This window comes from Sphingobium baderi (assembly GCF_001456115.1).
GTDB lineage: Bacteria > Pseudomonadota > Alphaproteobacteria > Sphingomonadales > Sphingomonadaceae > Sphingobium > Sphingobium baderi_A.
The window spans coordinates 1,594,981-1,612,867 of sequence record NZ_CP013264.1; the positions used below are offsets into that span (position 1 = coordinate 1,594,981).

20 protein-coding genes are annotated in these 17,887 nt (G+C 64.2%); 15 read left to right on the forward strand and 5 right to left on the reverse strand.

Annotated features, from left to right (window positions below):
* Positions 1-28 precede the first annotated feature (28 nt).
* The 7 genes from ATN00_RS07985 (at position 29) to ATN00_RS08015 (ending at position 5,970) form a co-directional block, all read left to right on the forward strand.
* Positions 29-2,008, forward strand: a complete 1,980-nt coding sequence (locus ATN00_RS07985) for an MDR family MFS transporter (RefSeq protein ID WP_082635133.1) — start codon at positions 29-31, stop codon at positions 2,006-2,008.
* 147 nt (positions 2,009-2,155) lie between these two features.
* A complete protein-coding gene (gene argB, locus ATN00_RS07990; RefSeq protein ID WP_062063747.1) occupies positions 2,156-3,073 on the forward strand; it encodes an acetylglutamate kinase in 918 nt (305 codons plus the stop codon).
* 111 nt (positions 3,074-3,184) lie between these two features.
* Complete coding sequence (locus ATN00_RS07995; RefSeq protein ID WP_062063749.1) at positions 3,185-3,475, forward strand: YggT family protein; 291 nt, start codon at positions 3,185-3,187, stop codon at positions 3,473-3,475.
* Entirely contained in the window at positions 3,472-3,798 is a 327-nt protein-coding gene (locus ATN00_RS08000; RefSeq protein WP_062063751.1) for a DUF167 domain-containing protein, read from the forward strand. The genes ATN00_RS07995 and ATN00_RS08000 overlap by 4 nt, the downstream gene beginning before the upstream one ends.
* Positions 3,795-4,688, forward strand: a complete 894-nt coding sequence (gene folD, locus ATN00_RS08005) for a bifunctional methylenetetrahydrofolate dehydrogenase/methenyltetrahydrofolate cyclohydrolase FolD (protein ID WP_062063757.1) — start codon at positions 3,795-3,797, stop codon at positions 4,686-4,688. Before ATN00_RS08000 ends, folD begins: the two co-directional genes overlap by 4 nt.
* Positions 4,685-5,356 (forward strand): Cif family virulence factor, encoded by a 672-nt coding sequence (locus ATN00_RS08010; RefSeq protein ID WP_062063759.1) that lies wholly within the window; start codon positions 4,685-4,687, stop codon positions 5,354-5,356. Before folD ends, ATN00_RS08010 begins: the two co-directional genes overlap by 4 nt.
* The gene (locus tag ATN00_RS08015) at positions 5,353-5,970 is read left to right on the forward strand and encodes a MarC family protein (protein WP_062063761.1); all 618 of its coding nucleotides are present in this window, start codon (positions 5,353-5,355) and stop codon (positions 5,968-5,970) included. Before ATN00_RS08010 ends, ATN00_RS08015 begins: the two co-directional genes overlap by 4 nt.
* A 4-nt stretch (positions 5,971-5,974) precedes the next feature.
* On the opposite strand, the gene ATN00_RS08020 is transcribed toward ATN00_RS08015, so the two are convergent.
* Both ATN00_RS08020 and ATN00_RS08025 read right to left on the reverse strand, forming a co-directional pair.
* Positions 5,975-6,325: a DUF3140 domain-containing protein gene (locus ATN00_RS08020; RefSeq protein ID WP_062068542.1), complete on the reverse strand. Its 351-nt coding sequence runs from the start codon at positions 6,323-6,325 to the stop codon at positions 5,975-5,977.
* 66 nt (positions 6,326-6,391) lie between these two features.
* Positions 6,392-7,072 carry a YiaD family glycine zipper/OmpA-like lipoprotein gene (locus tag ATN00_RS08025; protein WP_062063763.1) on the reverse strand — a complete coding sequence of 227 codons (681 nt, stop codon included), beginning with the start codon at positions 7,070-7,072 and terminating at the stop codon, positions 6,392-6,394.
* 152 nt (positions 7,073-7,224) lie between these two features.
* Between ATN00_RS08025 and ATN00_RS08030 the strand changes: the two genes are divergently transcribed.
* Together ATN00_RS08030 and ATN00_RS08035 are read left to right on the forward strand one after the other, a co-directional pair.
* On the forward strand, positions 7,225-8,541 hold the full coding sequence (locus tag ATN00_RS08030) for a hemolysin family protein (protein ID WP_062063765.1): 1,317 nt from the start codon (positions 7,225-7,227) through the stop codon (positions 8,539-8,541).
* The gene (locus ATN00_RS08035) at positions 8,538-9,365 is read left to right on the forward strand and encodes a kinase (RefSeq protein ID WP_062063767.1); all 828 of its coding nucleotides are present in this window, start codon (positions 8,538-8,540) and stop codon (positions 9,363-9,365) included. The genes ATN00_RS08030 and ATN00_RS08035 overlap by 4 nt, the downstream gene beginning before the upstream one ends.
* An 87-nt stretch (positions 9,366-9,452) precedes the next feature.
* Here the strand turns inward: ATN00_RS08035 and ATN00_RS08040 are convergent, their stop codons facing one another.
* Positions 9,453-10,049: a TlpA family protein disulfide reductase gene (locus ATN00_RS08040; protein WP_062063768.1), complete on the reverse strand. Its 597-nt coding sequence runs from the start codon at positions 10,047-10,049 to the stop codon at positions 9,453-9,455.
* 43 nt (positions 10,050-10,092) lie between these two features.
* Between ATN00_RS08040 and argH the strand changes: the two genes are divergently transcribed.
* From argH to ATN00_RS08060, 4 genes are read left to right on the forward strand one after another with little or no spacing between them, the layout of a single operon-like run.
* Complete coding sequence (gene argH / locus ATN00_RS08045; protein ID WP_062063770.1) at positions 10,093-11,463, forward strand: argininosuccinate lyase; 1,371 nt, start codon at positions 10,093-10,095, stop codon at positions 11,461-11,463.
* Entirely contained in the window at positions 11,460-11,723 is a 264-nt protein-coding gene (locus ATN00_RS08050) for a hypothetical protein (RefSeq protein WP_062063772.1), read from the forward strand. The genes argH and ATN00_RS08050 overlap by 4 nt, the downstream gene beginning before the upstream one ends.
* 22 nt (positions 11,724-11,745) lie before the next feature.
* Positions 11,746-13,011: a diaminopimelate decarboxylase gene (gene lysA, locus ATN00_RS08055; protein ID WP_062063774.1), complete on the forward strand. Its 1,266-nt coding sequence runs from the start codon at positions 11,746-11,748 to the stop codon at positions 13,009-13,011.
* Positions 13,011-13,778: a precorrin-2 dehydrogenase/sirohydrochlorin ferrochelatase family protein gene (locus ATN00_RS08060; RefSeq protein WP_062063775.1), complete on the forward strand. Its 768-nt coding sequence runs from the start codon at positions 13,011-13,013 to the stop codon at positions 13,776-13,778. Before lysA ends, ATN00_RS08060 begins: the two co-directional genes overlap by 1 nt.
* Here the strand turns inward: ATN00_RS08060 and ATN00_RS08065 are convergent.
* Positions 13,775-14,398 carry a response regulator gene (locus ATN00_RS08065; protein WP_062063777.1) on the reverse strand — a complete coding sequence of 208 codons (624 nt, stop codon included), beginning with the start codon at positions 14,396-14,398 and terminating at the stop codon, positions 13,775-13,777. The two genes, ATN00_RS08060 and ATN00_RS08065, sit on opposite strands and share 4 nt — an antisense overlap.
* A gap of 74 nt (positions 14,399-14,472) precedes the next feature.
* Complete coding sequence (locus ATN00_RS08070; RefSeq protein ID WP_062068543.1) at positions 14,473-15,129, reverse strand: TetR/AcrR family transcriptional regulator; 657 nt, start codon at positions 15,127-15,129, stop codon at positions 14,473-14,475.
* 87 nt (positions 15,130-15,216) lie between these two features.
* Here ATN00_RS08070 and ATN00_RS08075 point away from each other — a divergent pair, with 87 nt between their 5' ends.
* Complete coding sequence (locus ATN00_RS08075; RefSeq protein WP_062063779.1) at positions 15,217-16,731, forward strand: efflux transporter outer membrane subunit; 1,515 nt, start codon at positions 15,217-15,219, stop codon at positions 16,729-16,731.
* Positions 16,724-17,881, forward strand: a complete 1,158-nt coding sequence (locus ATN00_RS08080) for an EmrA/EmrK family multidrug efflux transporter periplasmic adaptor subunit (protein WP_062063781.1) — start codon at positions 16,724-16,726, stop codon at positions 17,879-17,881. The genes ATN00_RS08075 and ATN00_RS08080 overlap by 8 nt, the downstream gene beginning before the upstream one ends.
* Positions 17,882-17,887: the final 6 nt, after the last annotated feature.

Genomic DNA, 17,887 nt, shown 5'->3' on the forward strand with positions numbered 1-17,887 from the left:
AAGCAAGACGGAGAAGGAAACGCCCCCCATGCCACAAAATACATCAATCATGCCGGCGTCCGCGACTCCCCCACCGCAATCGGTCCAACTGATTTTTTGGGCGCTTATGTTGGTGATGCTGCTGGCATCGCTCGACCAGACGATCGTTTCCACGGCGCTGCCGACGATTGTGGGTGAGTTTGGCGGGTTGGCGCACCTTTCGTGGATCGTCACCGCCTACATGCTGGCGACGACCATCGTCACGCCGCTCTACGGCAAGCTTGGCGATCTCTTCGGACGCAAAATCGTGCTGCAGGGTGCGATCCTGCTGTTTCTTCTCGGATCGGCGCTGTGTGGCTTAAGCCGTTCAATGGGCGCACTGATTGCGTTCCGGGCGCTGCAAGGTCTGGGCGGCGGCGGGCTGATGGTGACGAGCATGGCGGCAATCGGCGACATTATTCCGCCCCGGGATCGGGGTCGTTATCAGGGCTTCTTTGGCGGCGTCTTTGGGCTGTCGACCGTGCTTGGGCCATTGATTGGCGGGTTCTTCGTCGAGCATCTGAACTGGCGCTGGATTTTCTATATCAACCTGCCGCTGGGTCTTGCCGCCTTGGGCGTGATAGCCATCGCATTCACCTCGCCAGCCAAGCGGCAGCGGCCCGCGATCGATGTCGCCGGCGCCGCGCTGATGGCGGTCATGTTGACGTCACTTGTCCTTTTCACCAGCTTTGGCGGCAATATCAATCCCTGGAGTTCACCTACGATCCTGGGTCTGGCCGCGCTGACACTGATCACGCTCGCTGGTTTCATCATGGTTGAGTCCCGCACCGCCGAACCGATCCTGCCGTTGCCGCTTTTCCGCAATCCGACCTTCCTCGTCGCCTGCGCGGTCGGGTTCATCGTTGGCCTCGCGATGTTCGGTTCGGTGACATATATGCCGATCTATCTGCAGGTGGTGCAGGGTGTGAGCCCATCCACCGCCGGGTTGCAATTGACGCCGATGATGGGCGGTGTACTCGTCACCTCGATCGTCAGCGGACAGATCATCAGCCGGATCGGGCGCTACCGGTTGTTTCCCATCATTGGCACCGCAGTGATGACGATCGGCCTTGCCTTGCTTTCTACTCTCGGCATAGCGAGCAGTATCTGGGCGGCGCCGGCGTACATGTTGGTGCTGGGACTTGGCCTGGGCATGGTCATGCAGGTGCTGGTGCTTGCCGTTCAGAATGCTGTCGACTACCGCAATCTTGGCGTGGCTACCTCGGGCACAACCTTGTTCCGTTCGATAGGCGGTTCCATCGGGGTGTCGCTGTTCGGCGCAATCTTCGCCGCGAATCTTGCCAGCGGCCTAGCCAGCCGAATGCCGGTAGGGATGGCGCTTCCAACCGCGAGCGACGCGGCAGGAATCGCTGCGCTCCCGCTTGGCGTCCGCAACATCTATCTGGAAGTGTTCACGGCCGCCCTGCATCCGGTCTTCCTGTCAGCGGCGGTCATCGGGGCGTTTGCCTTTCTGCTGACCTGGTTTCTCAAGGAGGTGCCGTTACAGGACGGCGAGCGGTCGGAAACAATCGGCGAGAGCTTCGCGATGCCGCATGATGCGACGTCGCTGGAGGAGCTCCAACTGATCGTGACTCGCCTGGGCCAGCGCGAACATCGCTGGGAAACCTATCGTGGTATTGCCGAACGGTCCGGTGTCTCGCTCAAGCCGGACGAAATGTGGCTGCTGGTGCAACTCAGTCGGGAAGAGGGCCGGTTGTCCGGGCACATCACGGAACCGGAGTTGCGGCCGATCGCCAGTCGCCTGGAGAATGCAGGCTTGTTGCTACGTCATGGAGAAGGCGATTTTGTTGTGTCTGAATCTGGCCGCCGGACGTTTGAGCGGATCATAACGAGCTATCGCGACAGGCTGGCCCAAATTCTCGACCGGTGGTCGCCTGATGAGCATGAGGATGTTAGGGCAATGCTCAACGGCCTGGCGCGCGATTTGGTGGCAGAGCTGCCTGCTGCCAACGATCGACTGAGATCCTAGGCGGATATCAGTATCGTTTGGACATGAAGCTCAACAGCCATATCGGCCCCGGATTTGGTACATTGTATGATCGCCAGATGAAAATCCGGGCGCCTGATGAAATGGAGGAAAGACCGCGCAAACTTGCGGCGGCGGGTCATTGGCCTTATGCGCGCGCGCATGACCAATAAGCATGCTCCCGAACCCGCGATCCTCGCGAAGGCCGAAACCCTCGTCGAAGCGCTGCCCTATATGCAGCGTTATGCGGGCAAGACCTTTGTCGTGAAATATGGCGGTCATGCCATGGGCGATCCTGAAGCGGCGCGCGATTTCGCGGAAGATGTGGTGCTGATGAAGGCCGTCGGCATCAATGTCGTGGTCGTTCATGGCGGCGGGCCGCAGATCGGCGCGATGCTCAAGAAGCTGGGCGTCGAATCGCATTTCGTCAACGGTCTGCGCGTGACCGATGCGGAAACGGCGCAGATTGCCGAAATGGTGCTGGCGGGGTCGATCAACAAGGAAATCGTCGGCTGGATTTCCGGCGCGGGGGGCCGTGCGGTCGGCATTTCCGGCAAGGATGGCGGGCTGGTGCTGTGCGAGAAGGTGGGTGGCAGCCGTGCGCCCGATCCCAATAGCGGGATCGAGCGGCATGTGGACCTGGGCTTCGTCGGCGATCCCGTGCGGGTGGACCGGCGTATCCTCGACACACTGTCGGGGGACGGCATCATTCCGGTGGTGGCGCCTGTGGGCATCGGTGCGGACGGCCACACCTATAATGTCAACGCCGACACCATGGCGGGCGCGATCGCGGCCGAGCTGGGCGCATCGCGCTTTTTCCTGCTGACCGATGTGGCTGGGGTGCTGGATAAAGAGGGGCATCTTCTCACCGACCTCGATCCGCAGGCGATCAAGGGATTGCAGCAGGACGGCACGATTACAGGCGGGATGATCCCGAAGCTGGAAACCTGCGTGAAGGCGGTCGAAGGGGGCGTGGACGCCGCCGTCATTCTGGACGGGCGGGTGCCGCACGCGATGCTGCTCGAAATATTCACGGATCGGGGCGCGGGCACGCTGGTTCGGCGCTAAGGCAGGTTTTCCGGCGAAAATTGCCGACCGTTGGTGGAATAGGCCGTGCTGGCGGCTTGTGACGGGGCGCCTGCCTCGGCTAGAGGAAACATCCAGCATATTGGAGACTTCATGGCCTACGCGCTCTATCAGATCATCGTCATCCTGCTCGACGTGTTGTGGTGGGTCATCATCATCCAGGCCATAATGAGCTGGTTGATCGCCTTCAACGTCATCAACACCTATAGCGACGTGGTCCGCACCATCATGGTCGCGCTCGACCGGATCACCGCGCCGATCTATAATCCAATCCGAAAGGTGATGCCGGATCTGGGCGCGCTTGATCTGTCGCCGATGGTCGTGCTGTTGGCGATTCTCATCATCCGGCAGGCGATATTGCCGCCCCTGTTCGGGCTGGTGTGACCGCCTGGAGTCGCGACGGTGATGACCTGCTGCTGCGCGTCAGGTTGACGCCGGGCGCGGCGCGGGAAGAGATTGGCGGCGTCTGGACGGATGAGAAAGGCGTGCTCTGGCTCAGCGCCCGCGTGCGGGCCGTGCCGGAAAAGGGCAAGGCCAATGCCGCGCTGATCGCTTTGCTGGGCAAGCGACTGGATTGGCCCAAAAGCGCGATTTTAGTGGAATCGGGTGACACCAACCGGCTAAAGCGGCTGCGGATGAAGGGTGGCGGCGAAGGGGCGGCGCTCCAGCGTCTTTCCGCCATGATCGAGGAACAGGGACAAGCATGACCATCGGCAAGATCATCGACGGTAAGGCCTTTGCTGCCACGCTGCGGACGCAGGTGGCGGACGGCGTGGCTGCCTTTGCGGAGCAGGCCGGTCGCAAGCCCGGGCTGGCTGTGGTGCTGGTGGGCGAGGATCCGGCCAGTTCCGTCTACGTCCGCAACAAGGGCAAGATGACGGTCGCGACGGGCATGGAGAGCTTCGAGTTCAAGCTGCCCGCGACCATTGGCGAGGAAGAACTGCTCGACCTGATCGAGGAACTGAACGCGGACGAACGGGTCGACGGCATATTGTGCCAGTTGCCGCTGCCGAAGCATATCGACGAGGCCGCCGTGATCGCCGCGATCAGCCCGGACAAGGATGTGGACGGCTTCCATGTCGTCAATGCGGGGCGGCTCGCGACCGGGCAGGAGGCGCTGGTGCCGTGTACGCCGCTGGGTTGCATCATGTTGCTGAAGGACGAGCTGGGCGACCTCAGCGGACTGGAGGCCGTGGTGGTCGGGCGCTCCAATATCGTGGGCAAGCCGATGGCGCAGTTGCTGCTCGCGGAAAACTGCACCGTCACCGTCGCACACAGCCGCACCCGCGACATCGCGAGCGTGGTGCATCGCGCCGACATCGTGGTCGCGGCTGTCGGGCGCGCGGAGATGGTGAAGGGCGAATGGATCAAGCCCGGCGCGACCGTGATCGACGTGGGCATCAACCGGATCGTCGATACCGAAGACGGCAAGAGCCGGATCGTGGGCGACGTCGCCACTGCCGAAGCACTGGCCCATGTGCGCGCCATAACGCCGGTGCCTGGCGGGGTAGGGCCGATGACGATCGCGGTGCTGCTGCGAAACACGCTGGTCGCGGCTCATGCGCGGGCGGGGTTGCCCAAGCCGGAGGGGCTGTGAAAGCACCCGCGGCGCTCCTGCTGGTCAGTGCGTTCGCGCTGGTCGGCGCGAGCCCGCCAATGCGATTCCAGCCCGATCCGAGTTCCGTGATCGCAGCGGAGATCGCCTTCAACCGGCTGGCGCAGGCGAAAGGGCAATGGACTGCCTTTCGCGAAACCTCAGCGGAGGAGGCGGTGTTGTTCGTGCCGCAGCGCGTGCTGGCGAAGGAGTGGCTGAAGAAACAGGCCGATCCGCCCGCTTCGGTGCAATGGTCGCCGTCTATCGTCTATGTGTCGTGCGACGGGCGGCTGGCGGCGAGCACAGGTAACTGGAAGCGCCCGGACGGGTCGGTCGGCTATTTCACGACCATCTGGCAGCGCGACAAGAAGGGCGCGTGGAAGTGGATCATGGATCATGGCGACACGCTGGCCAGTCCGCGCGAAGCGCCGGAATATCTGACCGGCAAGGTCGCGACCTGCAAGCGGCGCGGGCCAGGTGAGGGGCCGGCCGTTACTGCCGCTCCGCCACCGGGGCGCAAGGGCGAAGCGCCTCCCGCGCCGAAGGACGAAAGCCTGCTCTGGTCCGCCGATGTGGCGGGCGATGGCAGCCGCCATGTCACCGTGCGAATGTGGACCGGGGCCGATTATGAGACGGTGATCGATGACAGAGTGGGAGCGCCTGCATCATGAGCGAGCTTTTCCTTTCCGCCTTCGTGACGCTGTTCGTGGTGATCGACCCGCCGGGTTGCGCGCCGATCTATGCGAGCCTCACCACCGGCGCGAGCGCGGCGCAGCGGCGGAGTATGGCGATTCGCGCGGTGGGCATCGCCGCGGCGATCCTGTTGATCTTCGCCCTGTGGGGCAAGCAGTTGCTCCATATCCTTGGCATCGAACTGGACAGCTTCCGCATTGCGGGCGGGATCATGCTGTTCATGATCGCCATGGACATGGTGTTCGAAAAGCGGACCGAACGGCGGGAAAGCCGGGCACAGAAGGTCGCCGAAACGCCGCAGGTGGAGGATGTTTCCGTCTTTCCCATGGCGATGCCGATGATCGCGGGGCCGGGTTCCATCGCGACGGTGATGCTGATGATGTCGCGCGCCGAGGGCATGACGGAGCGGCTGGTGGTTCTGGGCGCGGTCGGGCTGACGCTGGCGTTGATGCTGGGATCGCTGCTGGCGGCGGGGCCGATCATGGCGCTGCTGGGGCAGAAGATCGAGGCGGTGATTACCCGCCTGCTGGGCGTGCTGCTGGCGGCGCTGGCGGCGCAGTTCGTGATCGATGGGCTGAAGTCGAGTTTTTGAAGCGTCAAAGACTTTTTAGCGGATCATGCCCCCAGTTCATGAGGGAATAGCGCCAGCGTGACGTGAAGATGTTCGTCGGCTGCTGCGCCGTGTGGCGCTTCACGTAATTTATAACCTTTCGCATATGCGCGAAGTCGTCGTTGGTCAGTTCCTCAAAGGGTGTGTCCAGCAAGGCCACGATGCGACGGCCGCTGGCGTGACCAATGCTTTCCCGCGCTTTGCCGTCTGCGCCTTTCCACCCGACCGCCTTGCTTTCCGGCGTGTCGAGCCATTCTTCCAGCTCTTTGGCGCTCATATTGACGGCTGCCATGAAATCCCGGGCAACATGATTATGATCGAATGTCTTTGAGGCCATGGATCCCCATTCCATAAGCATGTGGGGAAAAAGGCCCCTCGCTCCATGGAGGGGCCTTTGACAGGATCAGGACCGCACGTCGGCTTCGGTGACGGGCGCGATCTTGATTTCCACGCGGCGGTTGGCGGCCTTGCCTTCCTCGGTCGTGTTCGACGCAATGGGCTGCGTCTCGCCGAAGCCGCGCGTTGCGATGCGGGCGGATTGGACGCCGTGGGATGTCAGATAATCGGCGACCGACTGGGCGCGCCGTTCGGACAGGCCCTGATTATAGCTGTCGCTGCCGTCACTGTCGGTGTGGCCGTACACGTCGATATAGGTTTTGGGATATTGCGCCAGCACCGATGACACATCGTTCAGCGTCGGCTGGAACTGCGGCTGCACGGCGGCGCTGTCGAAGCCGAAGGTGATGCCTGACGGCATCCGCAACAGCAGATTGTCGCCATCGCGGATCACGTCCACGCCGGTGCCGGCGGTTTCTTCCCGCAGCTTGCGTTCCTGCGCGTCCATATAGCTGCCAATGCCCGCGCCCGCGATGGCGCCGATGCCGGCGCCCAGGATCTTTTCCGTGCGATCATGGCGTCCGCCGACCAGATCGCCCAGCAGATAGCCGCCGAGCGCGCCGCCGATGCCGCCGATCGCGGCCTTTGAAATCTGGCGATTTCCGGTTTGCGGGTCGGTCGTGCATGCCGTGGTCGCCAGCATGGCGGCAACGCCCGCCGCGCTCATGATACGATAGGAAAGTTTCATCGGTCCTGGTCCCTTGTCTTATGCGTCTCTGGTGACGATGCCGCTTGAAATGGTCGAGCGGTGAACTTTGTTCCACTATCGAACTGAACCGACGATGATGGGACTGTTGTGAAATTGAAAGAATAGGCGTTATAGGGTGGATATCGACCGCCATGGCCACGCTTTCCCCTCATTCACTGTCGCCCTTTCCCTGGGTCGATCTTTTCATCATCCTGGCGCTGGTGGCGCTTAATGGCGTGTTCGCCATGTCGGAACTGGCCATCGTGTCGGCGCGCAAGCCGCGCTTGCAGGCGATGGAGAAGGCCGGGCGTCGCGGCGCGCGATCGGCGCTGGCGCTGGCGGCCGATCCGGGCAAGTTCCTGTCCACCGTGCAGATCGGCATCACCCTGATCGGTATCATCGCGGGCGCCTATTCGGGGGCGAGCCTGGGCGGGCCGGTGGGCGAGCGGTTGCAGGCGCTGGGACTGTCTTCCAATGTGGCGGAGAAGCTGGGCTTTGCGTTGGTGATCGGCCTGACCACCTATGCTTCGCTGATCGTGGGGGAACTGGTGCCCAAGCAGTTCGCGCTGCGCCGCCCTGAAGTCATCGCCGCGCTGGTCGCCACGCCGATGATGTGGCTGGCGAAGCTGACCGCGCCGGTGGTGTGGGTGCTGGACGGGTCGAGCGCGCTGATCTTCCGTCTGCTGGGCATGACCCGCGAGTCCGAGGATCATGTGACGGCGGAGGAACTGCATCTGATCGTCGCGGAAGCCAGCCGGTCGGGCGTGATCGAGGAAAGCGAGCGGGCGATCATCTCCGGCGTGGTGCGGCTTGCCGACCGTCCAGTGCGCGAGGTGATGACGCAGCGCATGGATGTCGACTGGATCGATATCGGCGCGGACGAAGCGACGATTCGCGCGCGCTTGCTGGAAACGCCGCATACGCGTCTGCCGGTGGGGCGCGGGTCGGTCGAGGATCTGGTCGGCATCGTGCAGGCGCGCGACATCATGGCGGCGCTGTTCCGGGGCGAGGCGCTGGATCTGGGCACGCTCATTCGTAAGGCGGAGGTCGTGCCGGATCAGGTCGATGCGATGGACGCGCTGGAAGTGCTGCGCCGGTCCGATGTGCCGATGGTGATGGTGCATGACGAATATGGGCATTTCGAGGGAATCGTGACGCCCGCCGATCTGCTGTCCGCCATTGCCGGGCATTTCGCGTCGGACCGGGACACGGACGAGGAGCCGGATCTGGTCGAGCGCGAGGACGGCAGCCTGCTGGTATCGGGGCAGATGCCGGTGGACCAGCTGGCGGAGCGGATCGGCATCGACCTGCCGGAGGACCGCGACTATGCGACGGTCGCGGGCCATGCGTTGTGGCTGCTCAAGCGGCTGCCCGAGGTAGGCGATTATGTCGACGATCAGGGCTGGCGCTTCGAAATCGTCGATATGGACGGGCGCAAGATCGACAAGCTGCTCATAGCGGAGCGATGACCCAAGGCGACGGTCCCGCGCTGGATGCCGTGGCTGGGATGCTGGCGCGCGATATGGCCCAGGCGCCGGATCGTCTGTTCGTGTTGGGCATCTGCGGCGCGCAGGGAAGCGGCAAATCCACGTTGGCCGGGGCGCTCAAGGCGCGGATGGAGAAAGCGGGCGTGGCGAGCGCGATCTTGTCCATCGACGACCTCTATCTGCGCCGGGCGAAACGGGAGGAACTGGCGCAGACGGTTCATCCGCTACTGCGGACGCGGGGGGTGCCGGGGACGCATGACGTCGCGCTGGGGCTGGAGGTGATCGCCGGGCTGGAGCGGGGCGAGGCGGTGGCTTTGCCGCGCTTCGACAAGGCGACGGACGACAGGACGGATGAGGCCGATTGGGAACGGGCGGCGGCGGGGACGCGGCTGCTTGTGCTGGAGGGCTGGTGCGTGGGTGCGCGGCCGGAGGCGGATGCGGCGCTCGCGAAGCCTGTTAACGCGCTGGAGCGGGTGGAGGATGCGGGCGGCGTCTGGCGGCGCTTCGCCAATGACGCGCTGGCGGGGACGTATCAACCGTTGTTCGCCCGGCTCGACCGGCTGGTGCTGCTCGCCGCGCCGGGGTTCGGGGTAGTGCGGCGGTGGCGGGCGCAGCAGGAAGAGGAATTGCGCGCGCGGGCAGGGTCTGGCATCGCGAGCGTGATGGACGATGCCGGGATCGCGCGCTTCATCCAGCATTATGAGCGGCTGACCCGGCATATCCTGACCGAAATGCCGGACCGGGCCGACCTGACCATCGCACTGGGGACGGATCGGGACGTGCGAGGCATCCATTCACGGCGGTGAAGCTTCGTCCGCGAGTCGCTGCGAGGCTCACCATGCGAAAGTTGCAGAGGTGGGCTTGACGCCGCATATGCCTCGCGGCGGAACAGGTCAGGATTGCATGGCCTCGGCGATCAGGGCGTGGGCTTCCTTGCCGTTCCAGTCCATTGCGCCGATGACGCGGGCGACCTCCTTGCCCTGCGCGTCGTAGAGGATGGTGGTGGGCAACATGCCGGTGGCATAGTGGAAGCCAAGCTGGTTTTCAGGGTCTATCCAGCTTTTCAGGTGCCTGAAGCCCTGTTTCGCGAAGAAGGGCTGCACGATTTTTCCGCCCTGGCTGTCTTGCGAAACGGCAACGACGCTCAGCCCCTTGGGCCCATAGGCGGCGGCGACCGCATCCAGCGTCGGCATTTCCGCGACGCAGGGCGCGCACCATGTTGCCCAGAGATTGACCAGCAACGGTTTTCCGGCGAAATCCGGCAAGGTCGTGTCATTGCCATCCAGCGTCTGGAAAGTCAGGTCCGGCGCGGGGGTTCCGGCCTTGGACCGATCCAGTGTATAGCTGAATTCGCCCTTGCCGCTTGCCGAGGAGCCGGTTGCTTCGCCGCTGGTGATCGGCGCGGGCGCTTCGCCGTTCGCTGCCGCTTGCCCCGCGGGCGGTGATTGCCTATCGCACGCGGCAAGGCTGGCCAGCAGGAGCAGTGTCATTACGCAGGGTAAGGAAGTTCGCACGGGAGAAGGCTCCAACAGCATGTGGGGCGGACGCTTCGCGGCGGGTCCGGCTTCGATCATGCGGGAGATAAATGCCTCCATCCCATTCGACAAGCGATTGTGGAAGCAGGACATCGCCGGGTCCAAGGCGCATGTCGCGATGCTGGCGAAGCAGGGCATCGTCGATGGCGATGACGCGCAAGCGATCACTGAGGGACTGAACCGCATCGCGGCGGAATATGAAGCGGACGGCGTGCCGGTCGACCTCGACCTGGAAGACATTCACATGGTCACGGAGTCGCGGTTGGCCGAATTGATCGGCCCGGTGGCGGGACGGCTGCACACGGCGCGGTCGCGCAATGATCAGGTGGCGACCGATTTCCGCCTGTGGGTGCGCGATGCGATGGATGAGGTGGGCGCGGGGCTGGCGGCGCTTCAGCTTGTCTTGCTGGCGCGGGCCGAGGAGCATGCCGGTGCGGTGATGCCGGGTTTCACGCATCTGCAATCCGCGCAGCCAGTGACGCTCGGGCATCATCTGATGGCCTATCATGAAATGATCCGCCGCGACCGCAGCCGTTTTGCCGATGCGCGCGTGCGAATGAACGAATGTCCGCTGGGTGCGGCGGCGCTTGCCGGGACGGGCTTTCCCATCGACCGCCATGCGACGGCGGCGGCGTTGGGTTTCGCCAAGCCGACCGACAACAGCCTCGACAGCGTTTCGGATCGGGACTTTGCGCTCGACTATCTGATGGCGGCGACGCAAGTGGCGTTGCATCTTTCGCGCCTGGCCGAGGAGTTCATCATCTGGGCGAGCCAGCCCTTTGGTTTCGTGAAGCTGCCTGACGCCTATTCGACGGGCAGCTCCATCATGCCGCAGAAGCGCAATCCCGACGCAGCCGAACTGGTGCGCGGCCATGCGGGGCGGATCATGGGTTGCATGAATGCGCTCTGCGTCACGATGAAGGGCCTGCCGCTCGCCTATTCCAAGGATATGCAGGACGACAAGCCGCCGGTGTTCGAGGCGCATGACCTGCTGGGCCTTTCCATCGCGGCGATGACCGGGATGATCGAAACCGTCACGTTCCGCACGGATCGGATGCGCGCACTGGCGGAAAGCGGTTTTGCGACGGCGACGGACTTGGCCGACTGGCTGGTGCGGGAGGCGGACGTGCCCTTCCGTGAGGCGCATCATATTACCGGGCGCGCTGTGGCGGCGGCGGAGGATGCGGGGGCGTCATTGGCCGACCTGCCCATCGAGACGCTGAAAGCCATTGATCCGCGCATAGATGAGCGCATTTATGCGGTGCTGACGGTCGACGCATCGGTCGCCAGCCGGAAAAGCCACGGCGGCACCGCGCCGGAACAGGTGCGGGCGCGGATCGCGCAAGCCAGGCGGGAGAAGGAAGCATGACGATCAGGTTGCACAGAGGGCTGGCTCTGGCGGCTCTGGCTCTGGTGCTGGCGTCCTGCGGCGGACGTCAGCCGCTCAAGCCCATTGAGGGGCAGAGGCTGCCCGCCGTGCCGGTGGGCGCGGCGACGGCCCCGACCGCGCAGGATCTGACCACACCTTCGACACAGGCGCGGCCCGAACGCAATGTCGAACTGCTGACGCAATCGCGCCAGCGCAGCGACGACGAGTTCGACCTGCCGCCCGAACGCGACCCGCAATAAGCCCCGACAGGACAAAGACACCTTGGACCATTTCGATTATCTGGACGGCGCCATGCATGTGGAGCAGGTGCCCATGGCCGCGATTGCCGATGCCGTGGGCACGCCGGTCTATGTCTATTCGACCGCGACGCTGACGCGCCATGTCGGCGTGTTTCGCGATGCGCTGAGCGCGCTCGACAATCCGTTGATCGCCTTTGCGGTGAAGGCCAATCCCAATGCGGCGGTGCTGGCGACGCTCGCGAAATTGGGGCTGGGCGCGGACGTGGTTTCGGGCGGAGAATTGCTGCGCGCCATCGCGGCGGGGATACCCGCCGACCGCATCGTCTTTTCGGGCGTGGGCAAGACGGCCGATGAAATGCGGCTGGCGCTGGAGCATGGTATTTTCCAGTTCAATCTGGAAAGCGAACCGGAAGCGGAGATGCTCTCCGACGTGGCCCTTTCCATGGGCAAGCGCGCGCCGGTGGCCTATCGCATCAACCCGGACGTGGATGCAGGCACCCATGCCAAGATTTCGACCGGCAAGTCGGAGAACAAGTTCGGCATCCCCTATGACCGGGCGCTGGATTCCTATGCGGCGGCGCGTGATCTGCCCGGTTTGGACGTGCAGGGCGTGGCGGTGCACATCGGCAGCCAACTGACCGATCTCGCGCCGTTGGAGGCGGCCTTCGTCAAGGTCGGCGCGCTGATCGGCAAGCTGCGGGAGGCAGGGCATGACATTCGCACCGCCGATCTGGGCGGCGGGCTTGGCGTGCCCTATGATCCGTCCAAGCCCGTGCCGCCCAGCCCCGCCGACTATGGCGCGATGGTGACTGAGGTGACGCAGGGATGGAACGTCCGCCTGATGTTCGAGCCGGGACGCGTGATCGTCGGCAATGCGGGTGCTCTGCTGTCGCGCGTGGTGCGGGTGAAGCAGGGCGCGCAAGCGCCTTTCGTGATCGTCGATGCGGCGATGAACGACCTGTTGCGGCCCAGCCTCTATGATGCATGGCATGATATTCGCGCCGTGCAGCCCGCCGGCAGCAGGGGGGCTGCCAATGTGGTGGGGCCGGTGTGCGAGACGGGCGATACCTTTGCGATGCATCGCGACATGGATGTGGTGCAGGCGGACGATCTGGTCGCCTTCATGACGGCGGGGGCCTATGGCGCGACCATGGCGAGCACCTATAACAGCCGCGCGCTGACGCCCGAAGTGCTGGTGTCGGGCGACAAATGGGCCGTGGTGCGCGCGCGTCCGCCGATCGAGACGTTGATTGCCGGGGACAGCATCCCCGATTGGGTCAGAGACTGATGCACAGCCTGCCCGTCTTTCTGCGATTACGCGGACGGGCCGTGATCCTGATCGGCGAGGGTGAGGCGGCGGACGCCAAGAGACGGCTGCTGGAGCGGGCCGGGGCGCGTGTCGTGGGGGAAGAGGCGGAGGCTGCCCTTGCCATCGTCGCGAATGGGGATGAAGCGGCCGTGGCGCGGCTCAAGGGACGGGGCGTGCTGGTGAACGCGACTGATCGGCCGGAACTGTGCGACTTCACCTTGCCTGCCATTGTGGATCGCGACCCGGTGCTGATCGCCGTCGGGACGGGTGGCGCTTCGGCAGGGCTGGCGAAAGCCTTGCGGCAACGGATCGAGACGCTGCTGCCCGCGCGGCTGGGGGCTTTGGCGACGGCATTATTTGAAGCGCGGGAAGCGATTCGGATGCGATGGCCCGATGCGGCGGCGCGGCGGCACGCCATTGATGCTGGCCTGGCCGAGGGCGGGCCGATCGACCCGTTGCAGGGCGATGCGGACAAGAGCGTGGCGACCTGGCTGGCGGGAGACATTGACCGGGACGCACGCGGGCTGGTGGCGATCCGCCTTGCTTCCACCGATCCCGATGATCTGACGCTGCGGACGGCGCGGCTGCTGGGCGCGGCGGACCGAATCTACCATAAGCCGGATGTCCCGGTAGCGATATTGGATCGCGCCCGCGCTGACGCAGCGCGGATCATCGCGGATGCGAAGCCCCATGGGCAGGAGCAAGGGCTGACTCTCTGGCTGGAGATGGCAGAGCGGCGTTGTTAGTGGCGCGCCGCGTTCAGCCTTGCGATCTCGTCATGCAGAGCCTGTATCGAGGAGACGAGGCGAGCGCGGTCGGCCTGCAATTCATTCAGGGCTTCGCGCGTTTCCCCCAGTTCCACCGCGCGGCGGGCGATGCGGGCATCGAGTTCCGCATTGTGGCGGTTAAGCGCGCCCACCTCTTCCGCCCGGACGCATAGATGCCGCAGGCGGGCGTCGAGGAGGTCGAAATCCAGCGGTTTGGCGATATGGTCGTCCGCTCCGGCTGCCAATGCCTCTACCGCCAGCGGTCGTTCGAGGCGACCTGCCATGGTCACGAAACAGGCATGGGGGGACAGCGCCGACGCGCGAATCTTGTCCATCGTCGCGACGGCGGGCAGCATCGTCAAACCCATGTCGAGCAGAATGATGTCGACCGGCCGCGTGATGAGCAGGCTGAGCGCTGTCAGTCCATTCTCCGCCAGTCCCACATCATAGCCCAGATGGGAAAGACGACGGGCTATGACCGCGCGCGCCATGGGATTTTCGTCAACGATGAGGATACGCAGCCGCCGCTCGATACGCGGAGCGCCTTCATCCATCGGATTGCGCGTGCCGTTGCGCTGGCTGCGTCTGAAAATCTGCATGGCATCCCATCCTTAGCCTGAAGGAAGGATAGGAGCGGCGCGCAAAGAAATGGTTAATGCAGCGGCGTGCGCGATCAGTCCGACTTCGGTTTAACGGGTGCATAGGCGCGCAGGAAGATGTCGACCGCGAAATCGGCATCGGCCGCTATCATTTCCGGCGTTGCGGTCACAATCTGACCCACCAGCAATTCCTGATGGCATCTGCACATCACCAGCGCCGTAAGGGCGCGCGCAGCGGCCTGCGGATCGGCTTTCCGCAAATGTCCTCGTTCCATGGCGCCCGACAGAAAGTCGGCGATCAATGCCCGGCTCAGGCGCGGTGCGCGTTCATAGAAGATCCTGCCCATTTCGGGGAAACGCCCTGCTTCGGACGAAACCAGCCTGTGCAGCGCAATGGCCTGGGGCGATGTTACCTTTTCCAGCAGGCTGAGGGACACCCGGCGCAACGTCGTTTCCAGATCGCCGCATGCATCGAGGATTTTGGAAAGATGAGCGCGATAGGCCGTCGTTACCTGTTCCAGCACGGAGGCGAACAGTTCTTCCTTGGAAGGGAAGTGATTCCAGAGCGTCCCCTTTGACCCTCCCAGCGTGGCCGCTATCCCCGACATTGTGGTGCCGGCATAACCATTTTCCAGAAAATATTGCGCGGCCACGTTCAAAATGGCGTCGCGCCGGTCCCGGCGGCGGGCCTCTCGGCGGGTCAGTACGGATGACAGCGAACCGGTCGACATAACCGTACCATAGAGTATGATATTTTCGTTGACAAGGGCATGCAGCGGGGGCAAGGGCCATTTTCATACTAGATGGTACGGTTTGATATGCCCATGAGTCGTCGTCCTTTCCCGGTTCGCGGCGCGCTGGCCACATTTGTGGCGGCCGCGCTGACGGCGTGTGCGGCGGTGCCCGATCTGGGGCAGAAACCGGAAGTTCGTTCGGCGCAAAGCGTGGCCGCTACACGCAGTCTGGCAGCCGATGCGCGCGCATGGCCGGGCGAGGGTTGGTGGACGGCTTATGGCGACCCGCAACTAACCGCCCTGATCGAAGAAGGGTTGCGTAACGCACCCGACATGGCGGCCGCCGCCGCGCGTTTCCGGCAGGCGCAGGCCATGGCGCAGCAGGCGGGCGCGCCGCTGCTGCCTTCGGTCGATCTGGATGCAAAGGCGGGCGCAACCAAGCAAAGTTATAATATGGGCATGCCCAAGGAATTTGTGCCCAGGGGTTGGCTAGGTACAGGGCAAGTCGGGCTGAATTTCGGGCTGGACCTCGATCTGTGGGGCAGGAATCGCGCTGCGCTGGCCGCCGCGACGTCGGAAGCGCGGGCGGCGGAAATCGACGCGCAGCAGGCCCGGCTGGCGCTGACGACGGGCATTGCGGACGCCTATGCCGATCTCTCCCGGCTCTATGATGAAGCCGATATTCAACAGCGGGCGCTGGACATCCGGCTGGCGAGCCGCAAGCTGGTGGCCGACCGCCTGAGCAATGGTCTGGAAACCCGGGGCAGCGCGCGGCAGGCCGACGCGACAGTATCGACGGCCAAGGCGCAACTGGCCGCCGCGAAAATGGCGATAGAATTGCGCCAGCATCAAATTGCGGCGCTGATCGGCGCGGGACCGGATCGCGGGCTGGAGATTGTCCGGCCGCAGGTGGACGGCCTGGAGCCGTTGGGCCTTCCCGCCGATGTCACGACCAATCTGGTGGCGCGCCGTCCCGACATTGCCGCTGCGCTCGCCCGCACGGAGGCCGCCGCCAAGCGGATCAAGGTAGCGCGGGCCGACTTCTTCCCCGCGATCCGGCTGAGCGCGCTGGTGGGCGTGCAATCGCTGGGATATGAGACGATATTCAGCGGCACGCAGCCGTCTGGCAATGCAAAACCCTTTGCCAACACCTTGTTCGACAAGGATTCCCTGTTCGGCAATGTCGGCCCCGCCATCAGCTTGCCGATATTCCACGGCGGCGCGTTGCAGGGGCAGTATCGCGGGGCGCGGGGCGCCTATGACGAGGCCGTTGCAGCCTATGACAAGACGGTGCTGGCCGCCTATCAGCAGGTGGCCGATGCAGTCACCAGCCGCCGGGCGCTCGACCAGCGGTTGGGAGATGCCCGTGCCGCGATGATCGCATCGGAGGAAGCCTATGCCATCGCGCGCAAACGCTATGACGGTGGGCTTTCCACCTATCTTGACGTGCTGAACGTGGAGGACCAGTTATTGTCCGCGCGCCAGTCCGTCGCGGAACTGGAAGCGAGCGCCTTTTCGCTCGACATCGCCCTTATTCGTGCGCTGGGCGGCGGTTTTGCCGCAAGCGACGCTATTCCCAAGGACCGACCCAATGGCTGACGCCACCCAGGAATTCACTGCCGAGACGGATCAGACCCCCGACGTCGATCAGGAAAAGCGGATGGCGACGCGCCGGAAATGGCTGCTTCGCCTGCTGATCGCCGTGCTGGTGCTGGGGGCGCTCTATGGCATGTGGTATGTGCTGGTTGGGCGCAATCATGTCAGCACCGACAATGCCTATGTGAACGCCGAGGTCGCGCAGGTGACGCCGCTGATCTCCGCGCAGGCGATAGAGGTCAATGTCACCGACACGCAGGCCGTGAAAAAGGGCGACATATTGGTGAAGCTGGACCCCACCAATGCGCGCATCGCGGTGGAGCAGGCACAGGCCGATCTCGCCGAAGCGCGCCGCCGGTTCCGGCAGACGTCGGCCACAAGCGGTGCCTTGTCCGCGCAGGTAACGGCGAGAGGCGCCGACATCGCGCAGGCGCAGGCGCAGCTTGCCACCGCGCAAGCGGATTTCGAGAAGGCGCGGGTGGATTTGCAGCGGCGTGAGGCGCTGGCGCCGGATGGCGCGGTGTCGGGCGATGAACTGACCAGCGCGCGCAAGGGTTATGCGGCGGCGAAAGCGGCGCTCGACCTGGCTCGTGCGGGTGTGGCGCAGGCGCAGGCGACTCGTGTAGCGGCTGCCGGAGAGCTGGCCGCCAATGACGCGCTGGTGAAAGGATCGACGGAGGACACCGATCCCGCCGTGCTCGCGGCCAAGGCGAAGCTCGACAGCGCGCAACTGGACCTTGATCGCACTATCATTCGCGCGCCGGTCGATGGCGTCGTGACAAAGCGGCAGGTGCAGGTCGGCCAGCGGGTGACGCAGGGCAGCCCGATCATGACCATCGTTCCGATTACGCAGGTCTATGTCGACGCCAATTTCAAGGAACGTCAGCTACGCTATGTGAAGGTGGGCATGCCAGCTGAACTGACGGCGGACATTTACGGCAGCGGCGTCGTCTATCACGGGCGGATCATCGGTTTTGCGGGCGGGACCGGATCGTCCATGTCGCTGATCCCGGCCCAAAATGCGACCGGCAACTGGATCAAGGTGGTTCAACGCCTGCCGATCCGCATTGCCCTTGATCCCAAGGAACTGGCTGAACATCCCCTGCGGGTAGGGCTGTCCATGGAAGTTGACGTCGACATTTCGGGCGATTGAGGAGAA